Source organism: uncultured Marinobacter sp. (assembly GCF_913055835.1).
Taxonomy (GTDB): Bacteria; Pseudomonadota; Gammaproteobacteria; order Pseudomonadales; family Oleiphilaceae; genus Marinobacter.
Map to the genome: position 1 here is coordinate 46,666 of NZ_CAJXKQ010000002.1, position 21,360 is coordinate 68,025.

Sequence of the window (21,360 nt, forward strand, 5' to 3'; positions counted from 1 at the left end):
CTTTAAACGCCGGATTCCAGCTCGGCCAGCACGGGCTCGAGTCTTTGCCGAACCTGCTCCAGCTCGGCATCGGTATAGGGTACCGGCGCTTGTTTGCCCCAGATCGGGCCCGGCCACGCCGGATCGCCCTCAAATCGTACGATATGATGAAGATGAAGCTGGGGCACCATGTTGCCAAGGGCCGCGACGTTCATCTTGTCGCCGCCGAAGACATCCATCATGGCTTCGCTGAGCGCGGAGGACTCGCGGACCAACTGGTGCTGCTGGTCCGCCGACAACTGGTAGATCTCACGGATCCCGGCGACCGCTGGCACCAACAGCACCCAAGGCCAGGTGCTGTCATTCATCAATCGGATTTCACAAAGCGAGCTGCTTCCGAGGCCAATCGTATCGGCGTTCAGTCGCTCGTGTAACCGGAAAACTGACGGTTCGCTCATGCTCATCCTCCGATTCTCCGGGTTTACTCGGAGTGGAACTGGGTGCGGCCACGGCCAATGGCGTAGTAAATCAGGCCGTAGCGATCCAGCATTTCCGGCTCGTAAAGGTTGCGGCCGTCGAAGACCACAGGCTCACGAATGGTCGCAGCAATGGATTCGAAGTCCGGCGACCGGAACTCTTTCCACTCGGTGCAGATAGCGAGAACATCTGCCCCTTTAAGCGCCTGTTCTTTCGTGCCGCACAGGGTCAGACCATCCTGGTCACCATAGATACGCTGGGTTTCTTCCATCGCCTCCGGATCAAAGGCCTGCACCCTGGCACCCGCCTTCCAGAGATCTTCCATCAACGTGCGGGAGGAAGCTTCACGCATATCATCGGTGTTGGGCTTGAACGCAAGTCCCCAGAGCGCAACGACCTTGCCATTCAGATCGCCGCCAAAGTAATGGCTGATCTTGTCGAACAGCACGTGTTTCTGGGCATAGTTCACCGATTCAACAGCGTTCAGCAGTCGTGCCTCGTAGCCGCAATCGCTCGCCGTTCGGGCCAGAGCCTGGACATCCTTCGGGAAACAGGAGCCACCATAACCACAACCCGGGTAGATGAAGTGATAACCGATCCGCGGATCGGAACCAATACCACGGCGTACGGCTTCGATATCGGCGCCCAACCGCTCTGCCAGATTGGCGATTTCGTTCATGAAGCTGATCTTGGTGGCCAGCATCGAGTTGGCCGCATACTTGGTGAGCTCCGCAGACCGAAGATCCATAAAGATCATCCGGTCATGATTGCGGTTGAACGGGTAGTAGACTTCCCGCAGCAATTCCGCAGCCCGCTCACTGTCGGTACCAACGACAATACGATCAGGCTTCATGAAATCATTGATGGCAGCGCCTTCCTTGAGAAACTCCGGGTTGGAAACCACATCAAAATCAAGCTCCAGACCGCGACGATCCAACTGGGCGCGAACCGCAGCCCGGACCTTGTCGCCGGTACCCACCGGTACCGTGGACTTGTCGACCACCACCTTGTAGTCCTCCATGTGTTCACCAATGGAACGGGCTACGGCAGTAACATACTGGAGGTCGGCAGAACCATCTTCATCCGGAGGCGTACCTACAGCGATAAACTGAAGCGTGCCGTGGCGAACGGCCTCCTCGGTATCTGTTGTGAAAGAAAGACGTCCGGCTTCCACAGTGTGTTTTACGATATTGTCCAGGCCAGGCTCATAGATGGGAATCTGGCCATTCTTGAGCTTCTCAATCTTGCCCTGGTCAACATCCATACACAGAACATGATGACCAACATCCGCCAGACAGGCGCCGGTCACTAGTCCTACATAGCCTGTCCCGAAAATCGTTATTTTCATCCTTTAAATCCCGATACAAATACAGAAAAGTTAAGAGTTATTGGGTGTTGTCGGCTTTTTTCTTCTGCCAGATCGCTTCCCACGCCAGGGCCGTGCCGACAATCGTTTCGAGGTTGTCGTAGTCCGGCTGCCAGCCCAGGGTCTGGCGGATAAGCGTGTTGTCCGCCATCAAAGCCGACGGGTCGCCGGCGCGGCGACCGGTTTCCGTAACCGGGAAATCAACGCCGGATTGCGCCTTGACCACATCAATCACTTCCCGGACCGTAAAGCCGCGACCATACCCGCAATTCATGACCTTCGAATGACCGCCTTCTGACATATAGTCCAGCGCCATCACATGAGCCTTGGCCAGGTCCTCTACGTGGATGTAGTCGCGAATGCAGGTGCCATCCCGGGTATCGTAGTCGGTGCCGAACACGCTCATACCCTCGCGCTGCCCGGTCACGCATTCGCAGGCCACCTTGATCAGATGGGTGGCTTCGGGCGTGGCCTGCCCCAGCAGCCCTTCCGGATTCGCGCCTGCCACATTAAAGTAACGGAGAATCACATAATTGAGGCTGGAAGCTGCGGCCAGATCCATGATCATCCGCTCGCTCATCATCTTGGACGCACCGTAGGGGTTGATCGGAGCCAGCGGCAGATCCTCGGTGAGCACCGTTTGCTCCGGCATGCCATATACGGCCGCAGTGGAGGAAAACACCATGTAGGGCACTTCGTATCTTTCGACCGCTTTCAGGAGGTTCAGGGTATTGCGGGTATTGTTGCTGTAATACTTAAGGGGGTTGGCGACAGACTCCGGCACCACAATATTGGCCGCGAAATGCAGAACCGCCTCAAACCGGTGACGGGAGAATAGATCTTCGATTGCCGCTTCGTCGGCCAGATCCCCGACCACCAGCTCGCCGGCTGTCACCGCCCAGCGGTAGCCTGTGGAGAGGTTATCGAACACCACGATGTCGTGACCGGCCTCGCCTAGCTGGCGAACCACATGACTGCCAATATACCCGGCTCCGCCGGTAACGAGGACTTTCATAGGCGAGAACTACTCCTTCCCTGAAGGTTGTTTGCGCAGACGCCGGATCTCTGCCCGCCGCCGACTGAAAAATTCACTGATTACCCGGCCGCACTGATCTGCAAGCACACCGCCAACAGCCGTTACGTCCCAGTTCAGATGGGGCTCATCCAGAGTTCGACGTGCGGACTCTATTGCGCCCGCCTTCGGCTCACTGGCACCGTAAACGAGCCGACTGATACGACCATGAACGATGGCGCCCACGCACATGGTACAGGGCTCCAGAGTAACGTAAAGCGTGGCACCGGGCAGCCGATAATTGCCTACCCGGGCGGCGGCATCGCGCAGCGCCCGGATTTCGGCATGGGCCGTGGGGTCGCAACCGGAAATCGGCGCGTTAAAACCCGCGCCGATTTCCTTGCCATCCAGAACCACCACGGCACCAACTGGCACTTCGCCTTTGGCTGCAGCTTCGCCCGCCAGCTGCAGTGCGCGGCTCATCCAGCATTCGTCAGTGCGCTCCTCTGACATTGTTGTCCCCCGGGCCCTCTAAAACAGGGTCAGAAGAAAGCGTCCTTCTGCCCCCTTGTTCCGGCAGATTAGATTATTCCCACTCGATAGTGGCGGGCGGCTTGGACGACACATCGTAGGTCACCCGGGAAACGCCGGTGATCTCATTGATGATCCGGTTGGAAACGGTTTCGAGGAGATCGTAAGGCAGATGCGCCCAACGGGCGGTCATGAAATCGATGGTTTCAACGGCACGCAGGGCCACTACGTATTCATAGCGACGGGCGTCCCCTACAACGCCGACCGACTTGACCGGCAGGAATACCGCAAAGGCCTGACTGGTCTTGTGGTAGAAGTCCGCACGATGGAGCTCTTCCAGGAAAATGGCGTCAGCCTTGCGCAAGATATCGGCGTATTCCTTTTTCACTTCGCCAAGAATACGCACGCCCAGTCCAGGCCCCGGGAACGGGTGACGGTAAACCATATCGTAAGGCAAGCCGAGCTCCAGACCGATCCGGCGCACCTCATCCTTGAACAGCTCTCGCAGGGGCTCCACCAGCTTCATTTTCATGGTTTCTGGCAGGCCGCCCACATTGTGGTGGGACTTGATAACGTGAGCCTTGCCAGTCTTGGAGGCGGCAGATTCGATCACGTCCGGATAGATCGTGCCCTGGGCCAGCCAGTTCACATCCTTGATATTGGCCGCCTCATCGTCGAACACGTCGATAAAGGTGTTGCCGATGATCTTGCGTTTCTGTTCGGGATCACTGACGCCCTTGAGCTTCGACAGGAACAGGTCTTCGGCATCAACACGAATGACCTTTACACCCATGTTACTGGCAAACATATCCATCACCTGGTCGCCTTCGTGAAGACGCAGGAGGCCGTTGTCCACGAACACGCAGGTAAGCTGATCACCAATTGCCCGGTGCAGCAGTGCAGCTGTTACCGAGGAGTCGACGCCACCAGACAATCCCAACAAAACCTTGTCGCTGCCGACTTGCTCGCGAATCTGCTGAACGGCGTCATCGACGATCTTTGCAGGTGTCCACAGGGCTTCGCATTTACAGATATTCAGGATGAAATGCTCGAGAATCCGTTTGCCCTGGAGGGTGTGGGTGACCTCGGGATGAAACTGAACACCATACAGGTTCCGACTGAGATCCTGCATTGCAGAAATCGGCGCGCTTTCGGTAGAGGCCAGCAACTCGAAGCCTTCGGGCATGGCCACAACCTTGTCACCGTGGCTCATCCACACATCCAGCAACGACTCACCGGCCGGTGTCAGATGGTCGGTGATATCCGCCAGCAACGGCCCCTTGGCCCGCACCTTGACTTGAGCATAGCCGAACTCACGTTTCTCGGAGCTGGCAACGCGGCCACCAAGTTGTTCAGCCATGGTCTGCATGCCGTAGCAGATGCCGAGAATGGGGATGCCACGATCAAACAGCCCTTCCGGCGCTCGGGGACCGCCAAGTTGAGTTACCGACTCCGGCCCACCCGCAAGAATAATCCCCTTGGGATTGAATTCATTGAGCTCGTCCTCGGTAATATCGAACGCTTTGATCTCACAGTAAACGCCAATTTCCCGCACACGGCGGGCAATCAGCTGGGTGTACTGGGAACCGAAATCGAGAATCAGGATGCGGTGGTCGTGAATGTTCTGGGCCATGGAGTCCTCGGAGCTGAATAAACAACGCGGCCCTCTGGGGGCCGCGTCTGGTAGGGCAATGGTTAACCGATACGGTAGTTGGGCGATTCTTTCGTGATGGTCACATCGTGCACGTGGCTCTCACGCATACCGGCGTTGGTGATGCGCACGAATTCGGGCTTGGTACGCATTTCTTCCATGGTGGCGCTACCGGTGTAGCCCATGGCAGCACGCAGACCACCAACCAATTGGTGAACAATGTTACGCATCGGACCCTTGCAGGCAACGCGGCCTTCAATGCCTTCCGGCACCAGCTTCTCGATGCCTTTGCTGGCGTCCTGGAAGTAACGGTCGCTGGAGCCCTGACCCATGGCCCCGATGGACCCCATACCCCGATACGCCTTGTAACTGCGCCCCTGGAACAGCTCAACCTCACCCGGAGCTTCATCGGTACCTGCCAGGAGGCTGCCGATCATGACGCTGTGGGCACCAGCCGCAATAGCCTTGGCAATATCGCCAGAGAAACGGATACCGCCATCTGCGATTACCGGGACCCCCTTCTCCTTCAGGGCGGCCGCCACGTTGGAAACCGCAGAGATCTGGGGAACGCCAATACCCGCTACGATGCGAGTGGTACAGATGGAACCGGGACCGATACCCACCTTCACCGCATCCGCTCCGGCTTCTGCAAGGGCGAGCGCCGCGTGCGAAGTGGCAATGTTACCGCCAATGACCTGCACATCCGGGAAATTCTTCTTGATCCAGCGAACACGCTCGATGACGCCACGGGAGTGACCATGGGCCGTATCCACAACAATCACATCAACCCCGGCTTCGGCCAGTGCGGTAATTCGTGCTTCGGTGTCGCCGCCAGTACTGACCGCCGCGCCAACCCGCAGACGTCCCTGATCATCCTTGCACGCCAGCGGATAATCCTTGGCCTTCTGGATATCCTTGACGGTGATCAGGCCGCGCAGCTCGAAGTTGTCGTTGACCACCAGAACCTTTTCGATCCGGTGGCGATGCAGCAGCTCTTTCACTTCTTCAAGGCAGGCGCCTTCCTTGACGGTTACCAGCTTGTCCTTCGGGGTCATGATATCGCGAACCAGCGTATCCATGCGGCTTTCAAACCGGATATCACGACCTGTTACGATACCGATCAGATCGTGACCATCCACCACAGGCAGGCCCGAAATGCTGTTTGCCATGGTGATATCGACCAATTCGCGTACCGTGGTGTCTGGCGATACTGTAATCGGATCCTTGACAACACCACTTTCGAACTTCTTGACCTTGCGGACTGCCGCCGCCTGTTGCTCAACGGTCATGTTCTTGTGCATGATGCCGATACCGCCTTCCTGGGCCATGGCGATGGCCAATTCCGCCTCGGTAACGGTATCCATGGCGGATGACAGAAGAGGAATGTTTAGGGTGATACCCTTGGTCAGTTGAGTCTGCAGGCTGACCTCGTGGGGCAGCACTTCCGAGTATCCGGGAACCAGCAGAACATCATCAAATGTGAGGGCTTCTTCGGCAATTCGCAGCATTGGGATCCGCCTTTTGATCGTGCTAAGTTGGGAGTTTCCGTGCCGTACCCGCGGCGGTACAGCAAAGCAAAATCCTTAATCGATCTATTATAATGGGGCTCTCGGGGACAGTAAACCGGCCCGTTTTTAAGGTTCGATTGCATCTTTTTGAAATTTCGCTATTTTTACCCTCCCTTTTTTCGGCTATTGCGTATGTATAACGACGGATCAGGACCGGCGACCCCGCATCTTCAGGACACCCGGCCCCGGGCACTCAGTGTCAGTGAGCTGAACCACCAGGCCAGACACCTTCTGGAATCCAGCTTCATGCAGGTATGGGTTGAAGGAGAACTCTCCGGATTCTCACGCCCCTCCTCCGGTCACTGGTACTTTTCCCTGAAAGACCGGAAGTGCCAGGTGCGATGCGCCATGTTCCGGGGGATGAACCAGCGTATCAGGACGCTTCCCAAGGAGGGCGACCAGGTTCGGATTCGCGGCAGGGTGACCCTCTACGAAAACCGGGGCGACTTCCAGATCATCGTCGAGCATATTGAGCCCGCGGGCCTCGGCGCTTTGCAACAGGCATTCGAGGAACTCAAACGCAAACTGCTCGCCGAGGGGCTTTTTGAACAGGCCCGCAAGAAACCTCTGCCCTCACTGCCCAGACACATTGGCGTAGTCACCTCACCCACCGGCGCCGCGATTCACGACATTCTCACCGTTCTGGCGCGGCGGTGCCCCGCTATACCGGTAACGCTCTACCCCACGGCCGTCCAGGGCAAGGCGGCGACTGCTGACATAGTACGAGCCATTGAAGCTGCCCAGAACCACGGTGTTGCCGATGTACTGATTATCGGTCGTGGCGGTGGCTCCCTGGAGGATCTCTGGTGCTTCAATGAAGAGTCGGTTGCACGCGCCATTGCCGCTTGCAGTATTCCCACAGTCAGCGCGGTCGGACATGAGGTGGATGTCACCATTGCAGATTTCGTGGCCGATCTTCGGGCACCAACGCCTTCGGCCGCGGCCGAAAAGATTTCACCGGATCAGTCTGACTGGCTCAGACAGCTCCGTGAGCGGGAACTCAGACTATCCACTGCCATGGGCCTCGCTCTGAAGCGCCTGGGCACCCAGCTTGGGCATCTGGGCGCGAGACTGCGGGACCCCAGAAGGGAGCTTCTGGAAAAAGCCCAGCGCATGGATGAATTGGAGTTGCGGCTTCAGAAAGCCATCCGACAGCGCCTCACAACCCTTGGCGTACACAACGATCACCTGAGCCAGAGGCTGGCCATGCAGTCACCCCGCCGACAGCTGTCGGAGAGTCAGGAAGCTCTCCGGCGCGTGAGCGAGCGACTGGCCTCAGTAATGCGACAGGATCTGAAACAACGTCGCGACAACCTGGAACATGCGGCGAAGACCCTGAATGTGGTCAGTCCCCTGGCGACGCTTGGACGAGGGTATTCCATCGTACGCGACAAGAGCGGGAACATTCTCCGAGATGCCTCGGGCGTTAAACCGGGCGATACCATTTCAGCCCGTGTTTCGAGAGGTGAAATGACTGCGAAGGTGACTTCAGTCAAATCTGAAGAAGAAACTGGCCCCTAGAACCCTCAGACTAAGCCAATGGTCTACTAGTCCATGATTTCAAACGGCCTAAAGTTGTCAGGAAACGAACTAAAACAACAACAGGCACGATGAGGTGGAATGTATGGACTACCACTCAGAGTTCCGGCGGTCGATAGACAAACCGGACGAATTCTGGCGTGAACAGGCGGAAAAAATTGACTGGATCGAACCGCCGAAAACCATCTGGCAGCCAACCGACAACGGCCACGGGCAGTGGTTCCCTGACGGCACCCTGAACACCTGCGATGTGGCGCTGGATGCCAACATCCGCGCAGGACGTGGTGAGCAGAAAGCCCTGATCTACGATTCTCCGGTTACCGATACCCAGCGCAGCTACACGTACAACGAGCTCACCGATGAAGTTGCACGATTTGCCGGCGCCCTGAAGGACCGCGGTATCACCAAGGGCGACCGGGTCATCATCTACATGCCAATGATCCCGGAAGCCGTTATCGCAATGCTGGGCTGCGCGCGGATCGGTGCCATCCACTCCGTGGTCTTTGGCGGTTTTGCAGCCCATGAACTTGCGGTTCGCATTGACGACGCCAAACCCAAGGCGGTAATTACCGCCTCCTGCGGCATCGAAGTTACCCGGGTGATCGAGTACAAGCCGTTGGTCAACAAGGCCATTGACCAGGCCAGCCACAAACCGGAAACCTGCATCGTGTACCAGCGCCCCCAGGTGCAAGCCGATCTTCAGGCCGGCCGGGACCATGACTGGAACGAGCTCATGAAAACGGCCAAGGCGGCCAACCCGGTGCCCGTCAAGTCTACCGACCCTCTCTATATCCTTTACACCTCGGGCACCACCGGTAAGCCCAAGGGTGTGGTTCGTGACAACGGTGGCCACGCGGTTGCGCTGAACTACAGCATGAAGCTGGTCTACGACGCCAAACCCGGTGATGTTTATTGGGCAGCTTCCGACGTTGGCTGGGTCGTTGGCCATAGCTACATTGTTTACGCCCCGCTGTTTGCCGGCTGCACCACCATCCTGTACGAAGGCAAGCCGGTGAAAACGCCGGATGCGGGTGCCTTCTGGCGGGTGGTTCAGGACCACAAGGTGAACATGCTGTTTACCGCGCCCACCGCATTCCGCGCCGTCCGCAAGGAGGATCCGGAAGCGGATCAGCTGTCACGCTATGACATAAGTTCACTGAAGCGCCTGTTCCTGGCCGGCGAACGCCTGGATCCAGCCACCTATGAGTGGCTGAAGGAACACACCGGCCTGCCAGTGCTTGACCACTGGTGGCAAACCGAAACCGGATGGGCCATTTGCTGCAACCCGGTGGGCATCGAACTGATGGCCACCAAGCCGGGCTCGGCAACCGTACCCTCCCCAGGTTACAACGTTCAGGTGGTAGACATGAACGGCAGCCAGATGCCCGCAGGCGAGCAGGGTCAGATTGCTGTAAAACTGCCGCTGCCACCTGGCTGCATGATGACCGTCTGGGGCGACGACGAGCGCTTCCGCAAAACCTACCTCGAGCCCATCTCAGGCTTTTACAGCTCCGGAGATGGCGGTTTCATCGACGACGACGGCTATGTGTTTGTCATGGGCCGCACCGATGATGTGATCAATGTGGCCGGGCACCGGCTGTCCACCGGCGAGATGGAAGAAGTCGTTGCCTCCCATCCCGCGGTGGCCGAATGCTGCGTCGTTGGTGCTCACGATGACATGAAGGGACAGATCCCCATCGGCCTGGTCCTCATCAAGGATGGCGCAACCATCGACCATGACGAACTGGAAGACGAGCTGGTCGAGATGGTCCGTGACAAGATCGGTGCCATTGCCTGCTTCCGCCGGGCACTGGTGGTGGAACGACTGCCAAAGACCCGCTCCGGCAAGATCCTGAGACGGGTTATCCGGCAGATCGCTGATGGCGAGGAATACTCGGTGCCCAGCACCATTGATGACCCGGCCATACTGGAAGAAATCAGCGAGCAATTCCGCCACTGACAACGGCGCTCTGAACCCTGCCTGTCCCCACTGAACCGGGGGCGGGCATTTTTTGTTCAATCAAATCCCAAGCCGTTGTTTTTGCCCACAATAAAACCTGCATGAAAGGTGCAAAATTTCGTTGACGCCCCCCAAAGTCGGTCTATACTGAAATTGCTGTGAAAATACAGCGGTATTTGGTGAATGCGTTTCAACGTCCTGCCGAAGTGCTCTTCGTTGCCCCTTCCTCAGTACTCTCTGGATTTCTCAGCAACGATTCCATGTGGAATTTTGAAGGTCCCGTGAGGGCAAATTACAGAAAGACAGGAAAGATCAATGTCCGATACTAAAACCGGCCACGTAAAGTGGTTTAACGAATCAAAAGGCTTCGGCTTTATCGCTCAGGACGGTGGCAGCGACGTGTTTGTTCACTACAGCGCAATCAACGCAAGCGGTTTCCGCACCCTGACCGAAGGCCAGCAGGTGCAGTTCACCGTGACACAGGGCCCGAAAGGCCCGCAGGCGGAAAACGTTACCCCGGTCTGAGGGTCTACGCTCCGTCCTTTGCCCCTCACGGGCATCGGAAAATCAACAAGCCGGCACTCGTGCCGGCTTGTGTCGTCTGGGCGGTAGGTTTTACGCGCCCGCCGCTTCCGCCTCCATTTTTTCTCTGGGCATTTCAACGCCCACTGCCTGGGCTACCGCCGAAAACAGTGCCTGCAAGGTTGCAGACGTCGTGTCTTCTGCCAGTGCCGCTGCACTGCAATGCCTATCGCTTGCGGTCAAGCGGATGCAGGCAAGGGCGTTGGCATTGGTGCCCTCACCGAGGGCGAATTCATCGTAAGCTTCTACTGCGATGGATATGCCAAAACGCTTCTCCAGTGCTTCCGACACGGCCTCAACAGCGCCCAGTCCATGACCATCGAGGCGAATGGGAGAAGCCTCTCGACCAACCGACACCTCGGCGTGAACACCCTCTTCGTCCCGATGCAGGTCGTAAGAGCGCAGCGCCCAATCGGCGTGGACTTTCAGATACCGATCCTCGAACAGGCGATGAATGGTCAGGGAGTCGATCTCACCACCGTTGGTTTCCGCTTCTCTCTGGACCAACTTGCTGAACTCGATCTGCAGCCAGCGCGGCAAGCTGATGTTGTAATCCCGCTCCAGAACATAGGCAACACCACCTTTTCCAGACTGACTGTTGATGCGCACCACCTCTTCATAGCGGCGGCCGACATCGAACGGGTCGATGGGCAGATAGGCGACATTCCAGATCTCACCATCCTTGCGGCGGGCCAGACATTTGCGGATGGCGTCCTGATGGCTGCCGGAGAAGGCGGTAAAGACCAGTTCGCCGGCATAAGGGTGCCGCGGATGGGTGGAAATCTCGGTACAGGCCTCAACCACCTCGGTGATCTCCGCCATGCCGGACAGATCCAGAGTTGGATCAATGCCCTGGGAATAGAGGTTCATGGCCATGGTCACCAGGTCCATGTTGCCGGTGCGCTCGCCATTGCCCATCAGGGTACCTTCGACCCGGTCGGCTCCCGCCATCACCGCCAGTTCTGCAGCCGCCACGGCGCAGCCACGATCGTTGTGGGTGTGCACGCTGATGCTGATGTGCTCACGACGCTTGATGTTGTCGCAGATCCACTCGATCTGGTCGGCGAACACATTCGGTGTCGCCATCTCAACGGTGGCAGGCAGGTTAATGATCATCGGCTGCCCTTCCTCCGGCCGCCAGACCTCGCTCACAGCATCAATCACCTCCGCGGCGAAATCCAGCTCGGTACCGGTAAAGCTCTCCGGTGAGTATTGGAACGTCCATTCGGTTTCCGGGTGACGGGCGGCAATGTCACGAACCAGTTTCGCACCATTGACGGCGATGTCCCTGATACCATCGCGATCCAGGCCAAATACCTGCTCCCGCTGCACGGTGGAGGTGGAGTTGTACACGTGGACGATCGCTTTGCGGGCGCCGGCCAACGCTTCATAGGTCCGTTCGATCAATTCAGGGCGCGCCTGGGTCAACACCTGGATCTTCACATCCTCAGGAATACGGTTTTCTTCGATCAGCTTTCGGCAGAAGTCGAAATCCGGCTGGCTGGCAGCGGGGAAGCCAATCTCGATTTCCTTGAATCCCAGCTTGACCAGCAACTCGAACATCCGCGTTTTCTGAGCGACGGACATAGGCTTCACAAGAGCCTGATTGCCATCCCGAAGATCTACGGCACACCAGGTCGGCGCCTTTTCGATGACCTTATCCGGCCAGCGCCGGTCAGTTTTGGCAACAGGTTTGAACGCAACGTATTTGCGATGATCGAAAGCCATGCGTGTGATTCCTTGCGGTTTCCGGGATGAAATTTTCAGTGTGTACAGGTTAACGCGATAAAGCTGGTATTTGATTGCGAACTTTACCGGGAAGGGGTATTTTCTAATCTATAAATTGCTGAATATGAGAGATTCGTAGAATTTTATGACCGCAAATCAGAAATCGCTCGTCAAAATTGACAAGATGGACCGTCGGATACTCGAACATATCCAGCAGGATGGCTCCCTCACCAACCAGGAACTGGCGGAAAAAGTCGGGCTGTCTCCCTCACCTTGCCTGCGGCGAGTCAGGGCCCTCGAGGAAGCCGGCATCATTGTCAGAACCGTCACTATTCTGGACCACAAGAAGCTCGGTCTGTCACTGACAGCGATCATACTCATAGGCATGGACCGCCACACGCCAGAGCGTTTTGCAGCCTTTGAAGAGCAGGTAGCCGAATACCCAGAGGTGCAGGAGTGCTACCTGATCACCGGCCAGGATGCCGATTACATGCTGAAAGTGGTGGTTCCGGACATGGACCACTACCATCATTTCCTGTTGAACCGTATTACCCGTATTCAGGGAGTCAGTGGAGTCCATTCCAGCTTTGTACTCCGCAGAGTAATCGACAGTACCGCCCTGCCCCTCGGGTATCTTTCGTGATTCACGCTACAAGCTCGCGAACGTAAGCCCGGGCCATACACTTGAGCTCCTCTACCAACTGACGGCCCTGTGCCTCTGGCAGGGTCACCGCCAGCCTCAGCACAGTGCCCGCAGACCTTGGAAGCAGCAGGCTTGCCGTCCAACGGCGGTCCTCAGGTATCCTGGGGCACTCCTCTTTGAGTTTCTCATCCAGGTCACGGGCGTTGGTGTAAAGTTCTCTAAGGTCCAGTTTACGGAGTTCCGGCATGGCTTCCACGCCGCTCCAGATCGCCGAATAGGGGGGTTCATCACGGTAAAACTCGTAGAACTGATCGATAAGAACGTCCACCGCATCAACCAGACTCAGTTCCTGTAAACGCTCCCTCAAAGCACGCTCGATCTTCTCCACATGCTGTTCGGCAATGGCATGAACAATAGCCGCCTTATTGGGAAAATACCGGTACAGGGAAGCCAGCGACATTCCCGACTGCCTGGCAATCGCTGACATGCTGACCGCATCGACGCCGGTCTCGTGAAAAATGGCGGCGGCATGGCTAAGGATGGTGTTGACCCTTTCGCGGCTTCGCGCCTGAACCGGCTGGCGCCGCGGGGCCACATCAATAGATTCGTCGGTCATCATCTGTACCTTGTGCAACAGGCTCCGTACAATAATGGCCACTTTACGACAAATAAAGGCTTCGGCGGGCAAACCGCCGCCTGTCCATTAGTCTAACACTTCAGATTTATTACAAACGGAAGACACGATGCGAGCAAGCCGCTACCTGATTGCCACCCAGAAAGAGACCCCCGCCGACGCCGAGATCATCAGCCATCAGTTGATGTTGCGTGCCGGCATGATCCGTAAACTGGCCGCCGGGCTGTACACCTGGCTGCCGATGGGCCTGCGCACCCTGCGCAAGGTTGAGCGGATTGTTCGTGAAGAAATGGATAAGAGTGGTGCCCAGGAAGTATTGATGCCGGCGGTTCAGCCGGCCGAACTCTGGGAGGAATCCGGGCGCTGGACCCAGTACGGCGGCGAACTACTGCGAATGAAAGACCGCCACGGCCGGGATTTCTGTTTCGGGCCGACCCACGAAGAGGTCATTACCGACCTGATCCGGAACGAGATCAGCAGCTACAAGGAACTGCCGGCCAACTTTTACCAGGTCCAGACCAAATTCCGGGACGAGCGTCGCCCCCGGTTCGGTGTCATGCGGGCCCGGGAATTCCTCATGAAGGATGCCTACTCCTTCCACCTGAATGCAGAATCCCTGAACGAAACCTATGAGCTGATGCACCGCACCTACTGCGCCATCTTCGACCGGTTCGGCCTGGATTACCGTGCCGTACAGGCAGACTCCGGCGCCATTGGCGGCAGCGCATCCCATGAGTTCCACGTACTCGCCTCCTCCGGCGAAGATGACATCGTATTCAGCACAGACAGCGAGTACGCCGCCAACATTGAAAAGGCAGAAGCGCTGGCACCCACTGGAAGCCGCCCTGCTCCGGCCGAGGAAATGAAAGAAGTCGCCACACCGGACCAGAAAACCATTGAAGCGGTATCGCAGCTGCTCGGCATTGATGCCACCCGCACGGTGAAGACCCTGCTGGTGAAAGCAGAAGCAGACGAAGATGGCAACGCAGGGCTGGTCGCACTGGTCCTGCGTGGCGACCACACCCTTAACGAAATCAAGGCAGAAAATCTGTCCGGCGTGGCCGAGCCGCTGACCATGGCCACCGACGAGGAAATCGAGCAGGCCGTCGGGTGCAAGGCAGGCTCTATCGGACCGGTTAAACTCAATGTGCCGGTCATTGTCGACCGCAGCGCTGCTCACCTTGCAGACTTTGTATGCGGCGCCAACCGTGAAGGTTTCCACCTCACCGGGGTAAACTGGGAGCGGGACGCAGAGCTTGACCGTGTGGAAGACCTGCGAAACGTGGTTGAAGGCGACCCCAGCCCGGATGGCAAGGGCACCCTGGAAATCCGGCGGGGTATTGAGGTCGGTCACATCTTCAAGCTCGGCAACAAGTACAGCACCGCCATGAACGCCACGGTTCTGGATGAGAACGGCAAAACTGTGACCATGGAAATGGGGTGCTATGGCCTGGGCGTCTCCCGGGTTGTCGCGGCCGCTATTGAACAGAACCACGACGAGAACGGCATCATCTGGCCCGACGCCATCGCGCCTTTCCAGGTGGCCATTGTCACCCTTAACGCCCACAAGTCACCCACGGTTGCCGAGGCTGGCGAAAAGCTCTACGAGCAGCTTCGCCAGGCCGGCTACGACGTGCTTCTGGATGATCGCAAAGAGCGTCCGGGTGTGAAGTTTGCTGACATGGAACTGATTGGGATTCCGCACCGGTTTGTGGTGTCCGAGCGCGGCCTGGCTGCAGGAACCCTGGAATACAAGGGCCGTAGGGATGCGGAAAAACAGGATGTCCAGGTGGCGGACGCACTCCCCTTCCTGATCAATGCTTCGCCCCGCAAAGGGCTTTAAAACCCTGCCCGCCTCGGGCAGACCTGGTTCTGACGGCAACCTGTCAAAAGGTTGCCGTCAGCGATTATGTTTTTCGGTACCGCCCACAATCCCCGGCTCCATTTCCAGCGTCACTCCGAACCGCTCTCCCACCGATTGGCGGATCGTTTCCGCAAGCTCGAGTATGTCAGCACCTGTGCCGCCGGAGTGATTAATCAAAACCAGTGCCTGACGGTTATGAACGCCCACCCTGGCGTTACGAAACCCTTTCCAGCCACATTGGTCAATCAGCCAGGCCGCGGCCAGTTTAACGCCGTGCTCTTGAGGATACGCCACGATATCGGGGTCGCGTTCCCGGAGAGACTCAAACGTGGCGGTGTCCACCACCGGGTTCTTGAAGAAACTCCCGGCGTTCGGAATGATATCCGGGTCCGGCAGCTTTCGGCGCCGGATGGCCATAACGGCCTCTGCCACATGCAGGGGATCAAGATCGGAGTCCTTCGTGTCACCGAGGTATTCCTGAAGATCCCGATACCCGAGCACCAGGGGCCTGGAGCGCGAAAGGGCCAGGCGGACTTCGATGATCACGTAACGGCCCGGTGTCTGCTTGAACAGGCTATCGCGGTACGCAAACCGGCACTCTGCGTTTTCCAGAACCACCAGCTCGCCAGTGTTGCGGTCCAGCGCCGTAACCGATTCCAGGCAATCGCAGAGTTCGACGCCGTAGGCACCAATATTCTGAACCGGAGCCGCACCCGCGGTTCCGGGAATCAACGCCAGATTCTCGATGCCGCGGTAACCGGCACGGGCCGCGTACACGACCGCCTCATGCCAGTTCTCTCCGGCGCCAAGTACCAGCGTGGCCATGTGATCTTCGATATGCTCCCAGCGGCGTCCACGAATGGCCACACGGAGCACCAGGCCGATAAAATCTCCGGCCAATACCAGATTGCTGCCACCACCGAGAATCAGCACTTCCAGGCCCTCGGACGCAGCCCAGTCCAATGACGAGACCAGCTCGTCCGCGCTATGAGCCTCCACATAAAAGCGGGCCCTGGCCGGAACGTGCAGGGTGTTTAGCGCCCTCAGCTCGACGTTCTCACGGATCTCAGGCCGCTGACTCAAGCCAGGCGCCCCCGGATATCCGCCAGCAGCCCCTCGCCCGCATCGTGAATCAGATCAAGCACGGTTTCGAAACCTTCGTCACCGCCGTAATACGGGTCTGGCACTTCCTGATGTGACGATCGACCATACTCAAGAAAAAGTGCCGGCCGAGTGCCGCCATTCTGATGCCAGACATCCTTTATATCAGCCAGGTTCTGTCGATCCATCACCAGCACGTAATCGAAGCTATCCAGATCCTCTGGACTGAACTGGCGTGCCCGCAATCCGCTGATATCGATACCCCGGCGCCGAGCAGCCTCCTGGGCACGCGTATCAGGGCTCTTGCCAATATGCCAGTGGCCGGTGCCGCAGGAGTCGATGTGAACCCTATCCGCGAGGCCCGCCTGCTGCACCAGGGAGCGAAACACACCTTCGGCACTGGGCGAGCGACAGATGTTGCCCAGACAGACAAAAAGTACCTTTACCGGTTCAGCCATGGTCGATGTCTCTCCTTTCCAGCCAGCTGCGGACCCGTTGCAGATCAGCTTCGGTGTCAATGCCACCTTGCGGGTTCACGGCAGCCACATCCACATGGATCCGGGCACCGTTGTATAGCGCCCGCAACTGTTCCAGGGATTCGCTAACCTCTGTGGGGGCAGGCGCCCAACTGACAAACTGTGCAAGCACCGAAGCACGGTAACCATAAATTCCGATATGCCTGAAGTAACCCATATTGTGTGGCAAGGATATGTCGACGCCCGTCAGCGGCGTACCCTCCTGCCATTGGTCCCGGGCCCATGGAATGGGTGCCCGGCTGAAGTAATGGGCCATCCCCTGGTGATCAAACACCACCTTGACCACATTGGGGTTGAAGACCTGCTCCGGGTCATGAATTCGTTCGCACAGGGTGGCAATGGCGGCTTCCGGGTAAAACTCAAGGTTGTCTGCCACCTGATTGATCAGCTCTGGCGGAATCAGGGGTTCATCGCCCTGCACGTTGACTACCCGGTGGTCGGCGTCGAATCCAAGCGCCCGGGCGACTTCCTCGAGTCGGTCGGTGCCACTGGCGTGATTCGGAGACGTCATGACCACCTCGGCACCAAAGCTCTCGCAGGCGGTGCGAATCCGGTCGTCGTCAGTGGCTACAACCACCCGGTCTGCCCGGCTTTCTGAAGCACGCTCACAAACATGCTGGATCATGGGCTTTCCGGCAATGTCCGCCAGCGGCTTACCTGGTAGGCGACTGGAGGCATAGCGCGCCGGGATCACAACGGTAAAAGACATGAAGTATCTACCCTGGTGGACTTGGGTTCAGCGCTTGTGCAGGCGCTCATCGGTGGACAGGGTCCTGGCCTCTGTAGCCAGCATCACCGGGATTCCCTCCCGGATCGGGAATGCCATGGCATCCTGATAACAGACCAACTCGGTTCTGTCCTCGTTGAGCTTGAGATCGCCCTTGCAGACCGGGCAGGCCAGCATCGCCAACAGTTTCTTATCCATGTTGCTTACTCACTTGATATCACGAAGTTAACGGTTCGGCACACTGGCTAACCCGGGCCAGAAAGGCATCCCGGAACTGCTCCGGCAATCTGGCCTCAACCACCAGGCTCCAGGCATTTTCGGGCGCGAAGTCCCGGCATTTCACCGCGTCCTTGGCCGTCATGACAATCAACTCTCCATTGTCGGTCGTCAGATCCTCAGGGCGGAACCGATGGTGATCCGGGAGAGCCCTCTCGGTAACATCTGCACCCAAGGCTCTGAGTGTATCGAAAAAGCGGGCCGGATTGCCGATCCCGGCCACCGCCGTCACAGTCTTCCCATCGAGATCTCCAACCGGCCTGGAAACACCCGTCTTCAGGTGAACAAGGGAAGCGGGCTCAAGATCCATGGAATAGACGGCCGGATGGTCGACGCCAGCAAAAGTCTCAAGCGCCTGCTCCGAAAATTCCTTACCGTTTACGATAACAAAATCCACAGAAGCAAGCCGCGAAATCGGCTCTCGCAGGGGGCCGACGGGAATCAGGGCGCCGTTGCCGATGCCCCGCCGCCCATCAAATACCGATAGCTCGAGATCCCTGGGCAGTTTGTAATGCTGTAGACCGTCGTCACAGATCAGCAAATCACCGAGGTTATTCTCGAGAGCATAATCTGCGGCGCGTCGACGCCGGGGATCAACAACCACCGGGCACCCGGTGCTGAGCGCCAGCATCACCGGCTCGTCACCGGCCTCGTCTGGACTGGTGTCCGCCGCGACAGCCAGCGGGTATTGGCCCGCATCACCGCCATACCCCCTGCTGAGAATGACCGGCCGCCAGCCAGCCGATACCAGTTCAGAGACTAGCCAGGCGGTGAGTGGCGACTTCCCGGTTCCACCAGCGGTGATGTTGCCAACCACAATGACCGGAACCGGGAGAGAGGCATCCCGCGCGTCCCAGGCAGCGCGCCGCCGGGCTTCCGCGATGCTTCGGTACAGCCACGACAGCGGTGCAAGAAAAGCCAGCGGGCGCTTGCTGCCATACCAGAGACGCTCAACCAGCGCGCTCATGGCAGATTGCAACGCGTTCATGGCTGATCGCTGAACTGCATCTGGTGCAGCTGGGCATATGCGCCGCCAGCAGCAAGAAGCTCATCATGGCGGCCGGATTCTGCAATTCGTCCATTTTCCATCACCAGAATCCTGTCGGCTTTCTCGATAGTGGAGAGGCGATGCGCGATAACCAATGTGGTACGTCCTCTCATGACTGTTTCCAGGGCCTCCTGGATGTGCCGTTCAGATTCGGTATCCAGCGCCGAGGTGGCCTCATCGAGAATCAGGATCGGTGCATTCTTGAGCAGTGCCCGGGCGATGGCGAGCCTCTGCCGCTGTCCACCCGAGAGCATCACACCGTTATCGCCGATCATCGTGTCCAGGCCTTCCGGCATTCGGTCGATAAACTCCAGCGCATGGGCCTTGGCGGCGGCCTCCCGGATTTCCTCCGGTGTGCAGTCCCTCAACGAACCGTAGGCAATATTGGCAGCGATGGTGTCGTTGAACAGGACAACATTCTGGGTTACCAGAGCGATCTGTTTCCGCAAGGCTTTCAGGGAAAAATCACGCAGCGAATGGCCGTCGATCCGTATATCGCCGCCGGTGTACTCGTAGAACCTCGGCAACAGGCTCACCAGCGTGGATTTTCCGCTCCCGGAGCGACCGACCAGAGCCACGCTCTGCCCGGCCGGAATGTTGAGTGAAATACCCTCAAGCACGTTGTCCAACTGGTCGCGGTACCGGAACGCCACGTCATCAAATTCGATGTCGCCTTCAACGCGATCTGGAGAATAAGTCCCCGGATCCTGCTCCGGGGACTCATCAATGGTTTCGAAGACATCATAGGCCGCAGCGACACCCTTCTGGATCTTGGCGTGGACCGACGTAACCTGGCGGATTGGCTTTGCCATGGTGGTTGCAGCAGTGATGAAGGCAACAAGCTGCCCCGTGGTCATTTCACCACGGATTTCTGGCGCGAGCATCATCCAGACCAAGCCCGCAATGGCGATGGCCACGAGCACCTGAATCACCGGAACACTGATGGCCTGGGTAGACGCCATCTTCAGACTTTGCTTGAGGTTCTTATTATTAACTTCCTGAAAACGTTGGCGTTCATAGTCTTCCCCACCAAAGGTGCGAACAACGCGGTAGCCGGTAATTGATTCGGAGGCCACGTGAGTTATGTCGCCCATGGATCCCTGGATACGCTTGCTGATCTTGCGGAAGCGTTTGCTGGCATAACTTACGACCGCCGCGATGAGCGGCCCTACCGCCAGGAAGATCAGCGTGAGCTTCCAGTTGGTGTAGAACATGTAGCCCAGCAAGCCGACGATGGTCAGGCCTTCCCGTAGCGTAATGGTTACAGCGTTGGTTGTAGCCTCCGCCACCTGCTCAACGTTGAATGTGAGCTTGGAAACCAGACGACCCGCCGCATTGTCATCAAAATAACGGGAGGGCAAAGTCATCAGTCGATCGAAAACATCATTGCGTAGTGCATTGATGACCTGGCGGCCGACATAACTGATGAAATACTGGCTCAGGAAGGTGCCCAGCCCGCGGAATGCGAACACCCCCACGATGACCAGGGTAAGCATCAGGCGGTTCTGGTCGGTCGGGTTCTCAATGGCTGCAATGACGTATTCCATCGCAGCCGCCATACCGGTCGAGGCGGCGGCATAGATGATGTTCCCGAGCACCGCCAGGGAAAAAGCCAGCAGAAAGGGCTTCACATAAGCGAGGAGGCGTTTGTAGGTTTCCCAACTGCCCGCTGGCAACCCCGCCGAAGGATCAGGCAAAGGCTCGCTTACCTTCACTGGCTTTCAGCCTCCCGCTCGGTAGTAATGCTGAGCTTGGCAAATCCCAGACGGCCTGCGACGTCCATGGCACGAACCACAAACTCGTGGGGCGTACGGGCGTCGGCGGTAATAATAAACGGCAGTGAATTGTTGCCCTCAGCCAGCTCTCGCACACCCCGCTCCAGCGTCTCTCGCCGGTTGTTGACCAGGGTCCGGTCGTTCAGGATGTACTGCCCTTCGGCATTGATCACCACGTCAATCTGCTGCACTTCCGATGCCGGCGCAGGCTCACCACTGGACTCGGGAAGCTCGATCTGCAGATGGCTTTCCCGGGTAAAGGTTGTGGAAACCATAAAGAAAATCAGCAGCAGGAACACCACGTCGATCAGTGGTGTCAGGTCTACCCCGACTTCCTGGCTTCTCTGGCGCTTGAACTTCACG

20 protein-coding genes are annotated in these 21,360 nt (G+C 57.8%); 5 read left to right on the forward strand and 15 right to left on the reverse strand.

The genetic code is table 11. The annotated features are described in order from the left end of the window. Window positions 1-2 precede the first annotated feature (2 nt). The 6 genes from QZ534_RS01885 to guaB all read right to left on the reverse strand — a co-directional run bounded on the left by QZ534_RS01885 (window position 3) and on the right by guaB (window position 6,524). Window positions 3-437 carry an HIT family protein gene (locus QZ534_RS01885; RefSeq protein ID WP_296930787.1) on the reverse strand — a complete coding sequence of 145 codons (435 nt, stop codon included), beginning with the start codon at window positions 435-437 and terminating at the stop codon, window positions 3-5. A gap of 23 nt (window positions 438-460) precedes the next feature. Further along, window positions 461-1,804, reverse strand: a complete 1,344-nt coding sequence (locus QZ534_RS01890; RefSeq protein WP_296930790.1) for a UDP-glucose/GDP-mannose dehydrogenase family protein — start codon at window positions 1,802-1,804, stop codon at window positions 461-463. Between the two features lie 37 nt (window positions 1,805-1,841). Beyond that, window positions 1,842-2,837, reverse strand: a complete 996-nt coding sequence (galE, locus tag QZ534_RS01895; RefSeq protein WP_296930792.1) for a UDP-glucose 4-epimerase GalE — start codon at window positions 2,835-2,837, stop codon at window positions 1,842-1,844. A 9-nt stretch (window positions 2,838-2,846) separates the two neighbouring features. Then, the gene (gene tadA, locus QZ534_RS01900; RefSeq protein ID WP_296930795.1) at window positions 2,847-3,347 is read right to left on the reverse strand and encodes a tRNA adenosine(34) deaminase TadA; all 501 of its coding nucleotides are present in this window, start codon (window positions 3,345-3,347) and stop codon (window positions 2,847-2,849) included. Between the two features lie 73 nt (window positions 3,348-3,420). Continuing rightward, window positions 3,421-4,998 (reverse strand): glutamine-hydrolyzing GMP synthase, encoded by a 1,578-nt coding sequence (gene guaA / locus QZ534_RS01905; protein WP_296930797.1) that lies wholly within the window; start codon window positions 4,996-4,998, stop codon window positions 3,421-3,423. Window positions 4,999-5,060: 62 nt separating this feature from the next. Beyond that, window positions 5,061-6,524: an IMP dehydrogenase gene (gene guaB, locus QZ534_RS01910; protein WP_296930800.1), complete on the reverse strand. Its 1,464-nt coding sequence runs from the start codon at window positions 6,522-6,524 to the stop codon at window positions 5,061-5,063. A gap of 192 nt (window positions 6,525-6,716) precedes the next feature. On the opposite strand from guaB, the gene xseA reads away from it, so the two are divergent. From xseA to QZ534_RS01925, 3 genes are all read left to right on the forward strand, one after another. Further along, window positions 6,717-8,105: an exodeoxyribonuclease VII large subunit gene (gene xseA / locus QZ534_RS01915; RefSeq protein ID WP_296930802.1), complete on the forward strand. Its 1,389-nt coding sequence runs from the start codon at window positions 6,717-6,719 to the stop codon at window positions 8,103-8,105. Window positions 8,106-8,208: 103 nt separating this feature from the next. Further along, entirely contained in the window at window positions 8,209-10,083 is a 1,875-nt protein-coding gene (locus QZ534_RS01920) for a propionyl-CoA synthetase (protein ID WP_296930805.1), read from the forward strand. Window positions 10,084-10,398: 315 nt separating this feature from the next. Further along, window positions 10,399-10,608, forward strand: coding sequence for a cold-shock protein (locus QZ534_RS01925; RefSeq protein ID WP_008169155.1), 210 nt, complete (start codon window positions 10,399-10,401; stop codon window positions 10,606-10,608). A gap of 90 nt (window positions 10,609-10,698) precedes the next feature. Here the strand turns inward: QZ534_RS01925 and leuA are convergent, their stop codons facing one another. Further along, window positions 10,699-12,393, reverse strand: a complete 1,695-nt coding sequence (gene leuA, locus QZ534_RS01930; RefSeq protein WP_296930808.1) for a 2-isopropylmalate synthase — start codon at window positions 12,391-12,393, stop codon at window positions 10,699-10,701. A gap of 145 nt (window positions 12,394-12,538) precedes the next feature. On the opposite strand from leuA, the gene QZ534_RS01935 reads away from it, so the two are divergent. Further along, window positions 12,539-13,036, forward strand: a complete 498-nt coding sequence (locus tag QZ534_RS01935; RefSeq protein ID WP_296930811.1) for an Lrp/AsnC family transcriptional regulator — start codon at window positions 12,539-12,541, stop codon at window positions 13,034-13,036. 1 nt (window position 13,037) lies between these two features. Here the strand turns inward: QZ534_RS01935 and QZ534_RS01940 are convergent, their stop codons facing one another. Next, on the reverse strand, window positions 13,038-13,652 hold the full coding sequence (locus QZ534_RS01940; RefSeq protein WP_296930814.1) for a TetR/AcrR family transcriptional regulator: 615 nt from the start codon (window positions 13,650-13,652) through the stop codon (window positions 13,038-13,040). 127 nt (window positions 13,653-13,779) lie between these two features. Between QZ534_RS01940 and QZ534_RS01945 the strand changes: the two genes are divergently transcribed. Next, window positions 13,780-15,513, forward strand: a complete 1,734-nt coding sequence (locus QZ534_RS01945; RefSeq protein ID WP_296930816.1) for a proline--tRNA ligase — start codon at window positions 13,780-13,782, stop codon at window positions 15,511-15,513. A 57-nt stretch (window positions 15,514-15,570) separates the two neighbouring features. Here QZ534_RS01945 and murB read toward each other — a convergent pair whose 3' ends face one another. The 7 genes from murB to QZ534_RS01980 are packed head-to-tail and all read right to left on the reverse strand — an operon-like array spanning window position 15,571 to window position 21,359. Then, a complete protein-coding gene (gene murB / locus QZ534_RS01950; protein WP_296930819.1) occupies window positions 15,571-16,617 on the reverse strand; it encodes a UDP-N-acetylmuramate dehydrogenase in 1,047 nt (348 codons plus the stop codon). After that, on the reverse strand, window positions 16,614-17,093 hold the full coding sequence (locus QZ534_RS01955) for a low molecular weight protein-tyrosine-phosphatase (RefSeq protein ID WP_296930822.1): 480 nt from the start codon (window positions 17,091-17,093) through the stop codon (window positions 16,614-16,616). The genes murB and QZ534_RS01955 overlap by 4 nt, the downstream gene beginning before the upstream one ends. Further along, window positions 17,086-17,880, reverse strand: a complete 795-nt coding sequence (gene kdsB / locus QZ534_RS01960; protein WP_296930825.1) for a 3-deoxy-manno-octulosonate cytidylyltransferase — start codon at window positions 17,878-17,880, stop codon at window positions 17,086-17,088. Before kdsB ends, QZ534_RS01955 begins: the two co-directional genes overlap by 8 nt. A gap of 27 nt (window positions 17,881-17,907) precedes the next feature. Beyond that, complete coding sequence (locus QZ534_RS01965) at window positions 17,908-18,096, reverse strand: Trm112 family protein (protein ID WP_064230163.1); 189 nt, start codon at window positions 18,094-18,096, stop codon at window positions 17,908-17,910. 19 nt (window positions 18,097-18,115) lie between these two features. Further along, complete coding sequence (gene lpxK, locus QZ534_RS01970; protein WP_296930828.1) at window positions 18,116-19,162, reverse strand: tetraacyldisaccharide 4'-kinase; 1,047 nt, start codon at window positions 19,160-19,162, stop codon at window positions 18,116-18,118. Continuing rightward, entirely contained in the window at window positions 19,159-20,937 is a 1,779-nt protein-coding gene (msbA, locus tag QZ534_RS01975) for a lipid A export permease/ATP-binding protein MsbA (RefSeq protein ID WP_296930830.1), read from the reverse strand. The genes lpxK and msbA overlap by 4 nt, the downstream gene beginning before the upstream one ends. Beyond that, a complete protein-coding gene (locus tag QZ534_RS01980; protein ID WP_296930833.1) occupies window positions 20,934-21,359 on the reverse strand; it encodes a biopolymer transporter ExbD in 426 nt (141 codons plus the stop codon). The genes msbA and QZ534_RS01980 overlap by 4 nt, the downstream gene beginning before the upstream one ends. Window position 21,360 lies beyond the last annotated feature (1 nt).

Excerpts from the sequence above, each read along its gene's own strand:
- QZ534_RS01885 (WP_296930787.1), bottom strand. The coding sequence starts at position 437 with ATGAGCGAACCGTCAGTTTTCCGGTTACACGAGCGACTGAACGCCGAT.
- QZ534_RS01890 (WP_296930790.1), bottom strand. The coding sequence starts at position 1,804 with ATGAAAATAACGATTTTCGGGACAGGCTATGTAGGACTAGTGACCGGC.
- galE (WP_296930792.1), bottom strand. The coding sequence starts at position 2,837 with ATGAAAGTCCTCGTTACCGGCGGAGCCGGGTATATTGGCAGTCATGTG.
- tadA (WP_296930795.1), bottom strand. The coding sequence starts at position 3,347 with ATGTCAGAGGAGCGCACTGACGAATGCTGGATGAGCCGCGCACTGCAG.
- guaA (WP_296930797.1), bottom strand. The coding sequence starts at position 4,998 with ATGGCCCAGAACATTCACGACCACCGCATCCTGATTCTCGATTTCGGT.
- guaB (WP_296930800.1), bottom strand. The coding sequence starts at position 6,524 with ATGCTGCGAATTGCCGAAGAAGCCCTCACATTTGATGATGTTCTGCTG.
- xseA (WP_296930802.1), top strand. The coding sequence starts at position 6,717 with ATGTATAACGACGGATCAGGACCGGCGACCCCGCATCTTCAGGACACC.
- QZ534_RS01920 (WP_296930805.1), top strand. The coding sequence starts at position 8,209 with ATGGACTACCACTCAGAGTTCCGGCGGTCGATAGACAAACCGGACGAA.
- QZ534_RS01925 (WP_008169155.1), top strand. The coding sequence starts at position 10,399 with ATGTCCGATACTAAAACCGGCCACGTAAAGTGGTTTAACGAATCAAAA.
- leuA (WP_296930808.1), bottom strand. The coding sequence starts at position 12,393 with ATGGCTTTCGATCATCGCAAATACGTTGCGTTCAAACCTGTTGCCAAA.
- QZ534_RS01935 (WP_296930811.1), top strand. The coding sequence starts at position 12,539 with ATGACCGCAAATCAGAAATCGCTCGTCAAAATTGACAAGATGGACCGT.
- QZ534_RS01940 (WP_296930814.1), bottom strand. The coding sequence starts at position 13,652 with ATGACCGACGAATCTATTGATGTGGCCCCGCGGCGCCAGCCGGTTCAG.
- QZ534_RS01945 (WP_296930816.1), top strand. The coding sequence starts at position 13,780 with ATGCGAGCAAGCCGCTACCTGATTGCCACCCAGAAAGAGACCCCCGCC.
- QZ534_RS01955 (WP_296930822.1), bottom strand. The coding sequence starts at position 17,093 with ATGGCTGAACCGGTAAAGGTACTTTTTGTCTGTCTGGGCAACATCTGT.
- kdsB (WP_296930825.1), bottom strand. The coding sequence starts at position 17,880 with ATGTCTTTTACCGTTGTGATCCCGGCGCGCTATGCCTCCAGTCGCCTA.
- QZ534_RS01965 (WP_064230163.1), bottom strand. The coding sequence starts at position 18,096 with ATGGATAAGAAACTGTTGGCGATGCTGGCCTGCCCGGTCTGCAAGGGC.
- lpxK (WP_296930828.1), bottom strand. The coding sequence starts at position 19,162 with ATGAACGCGTTGCAATCTGCCATGAGCGCGCTGGTTGAGCGTCTCTGG.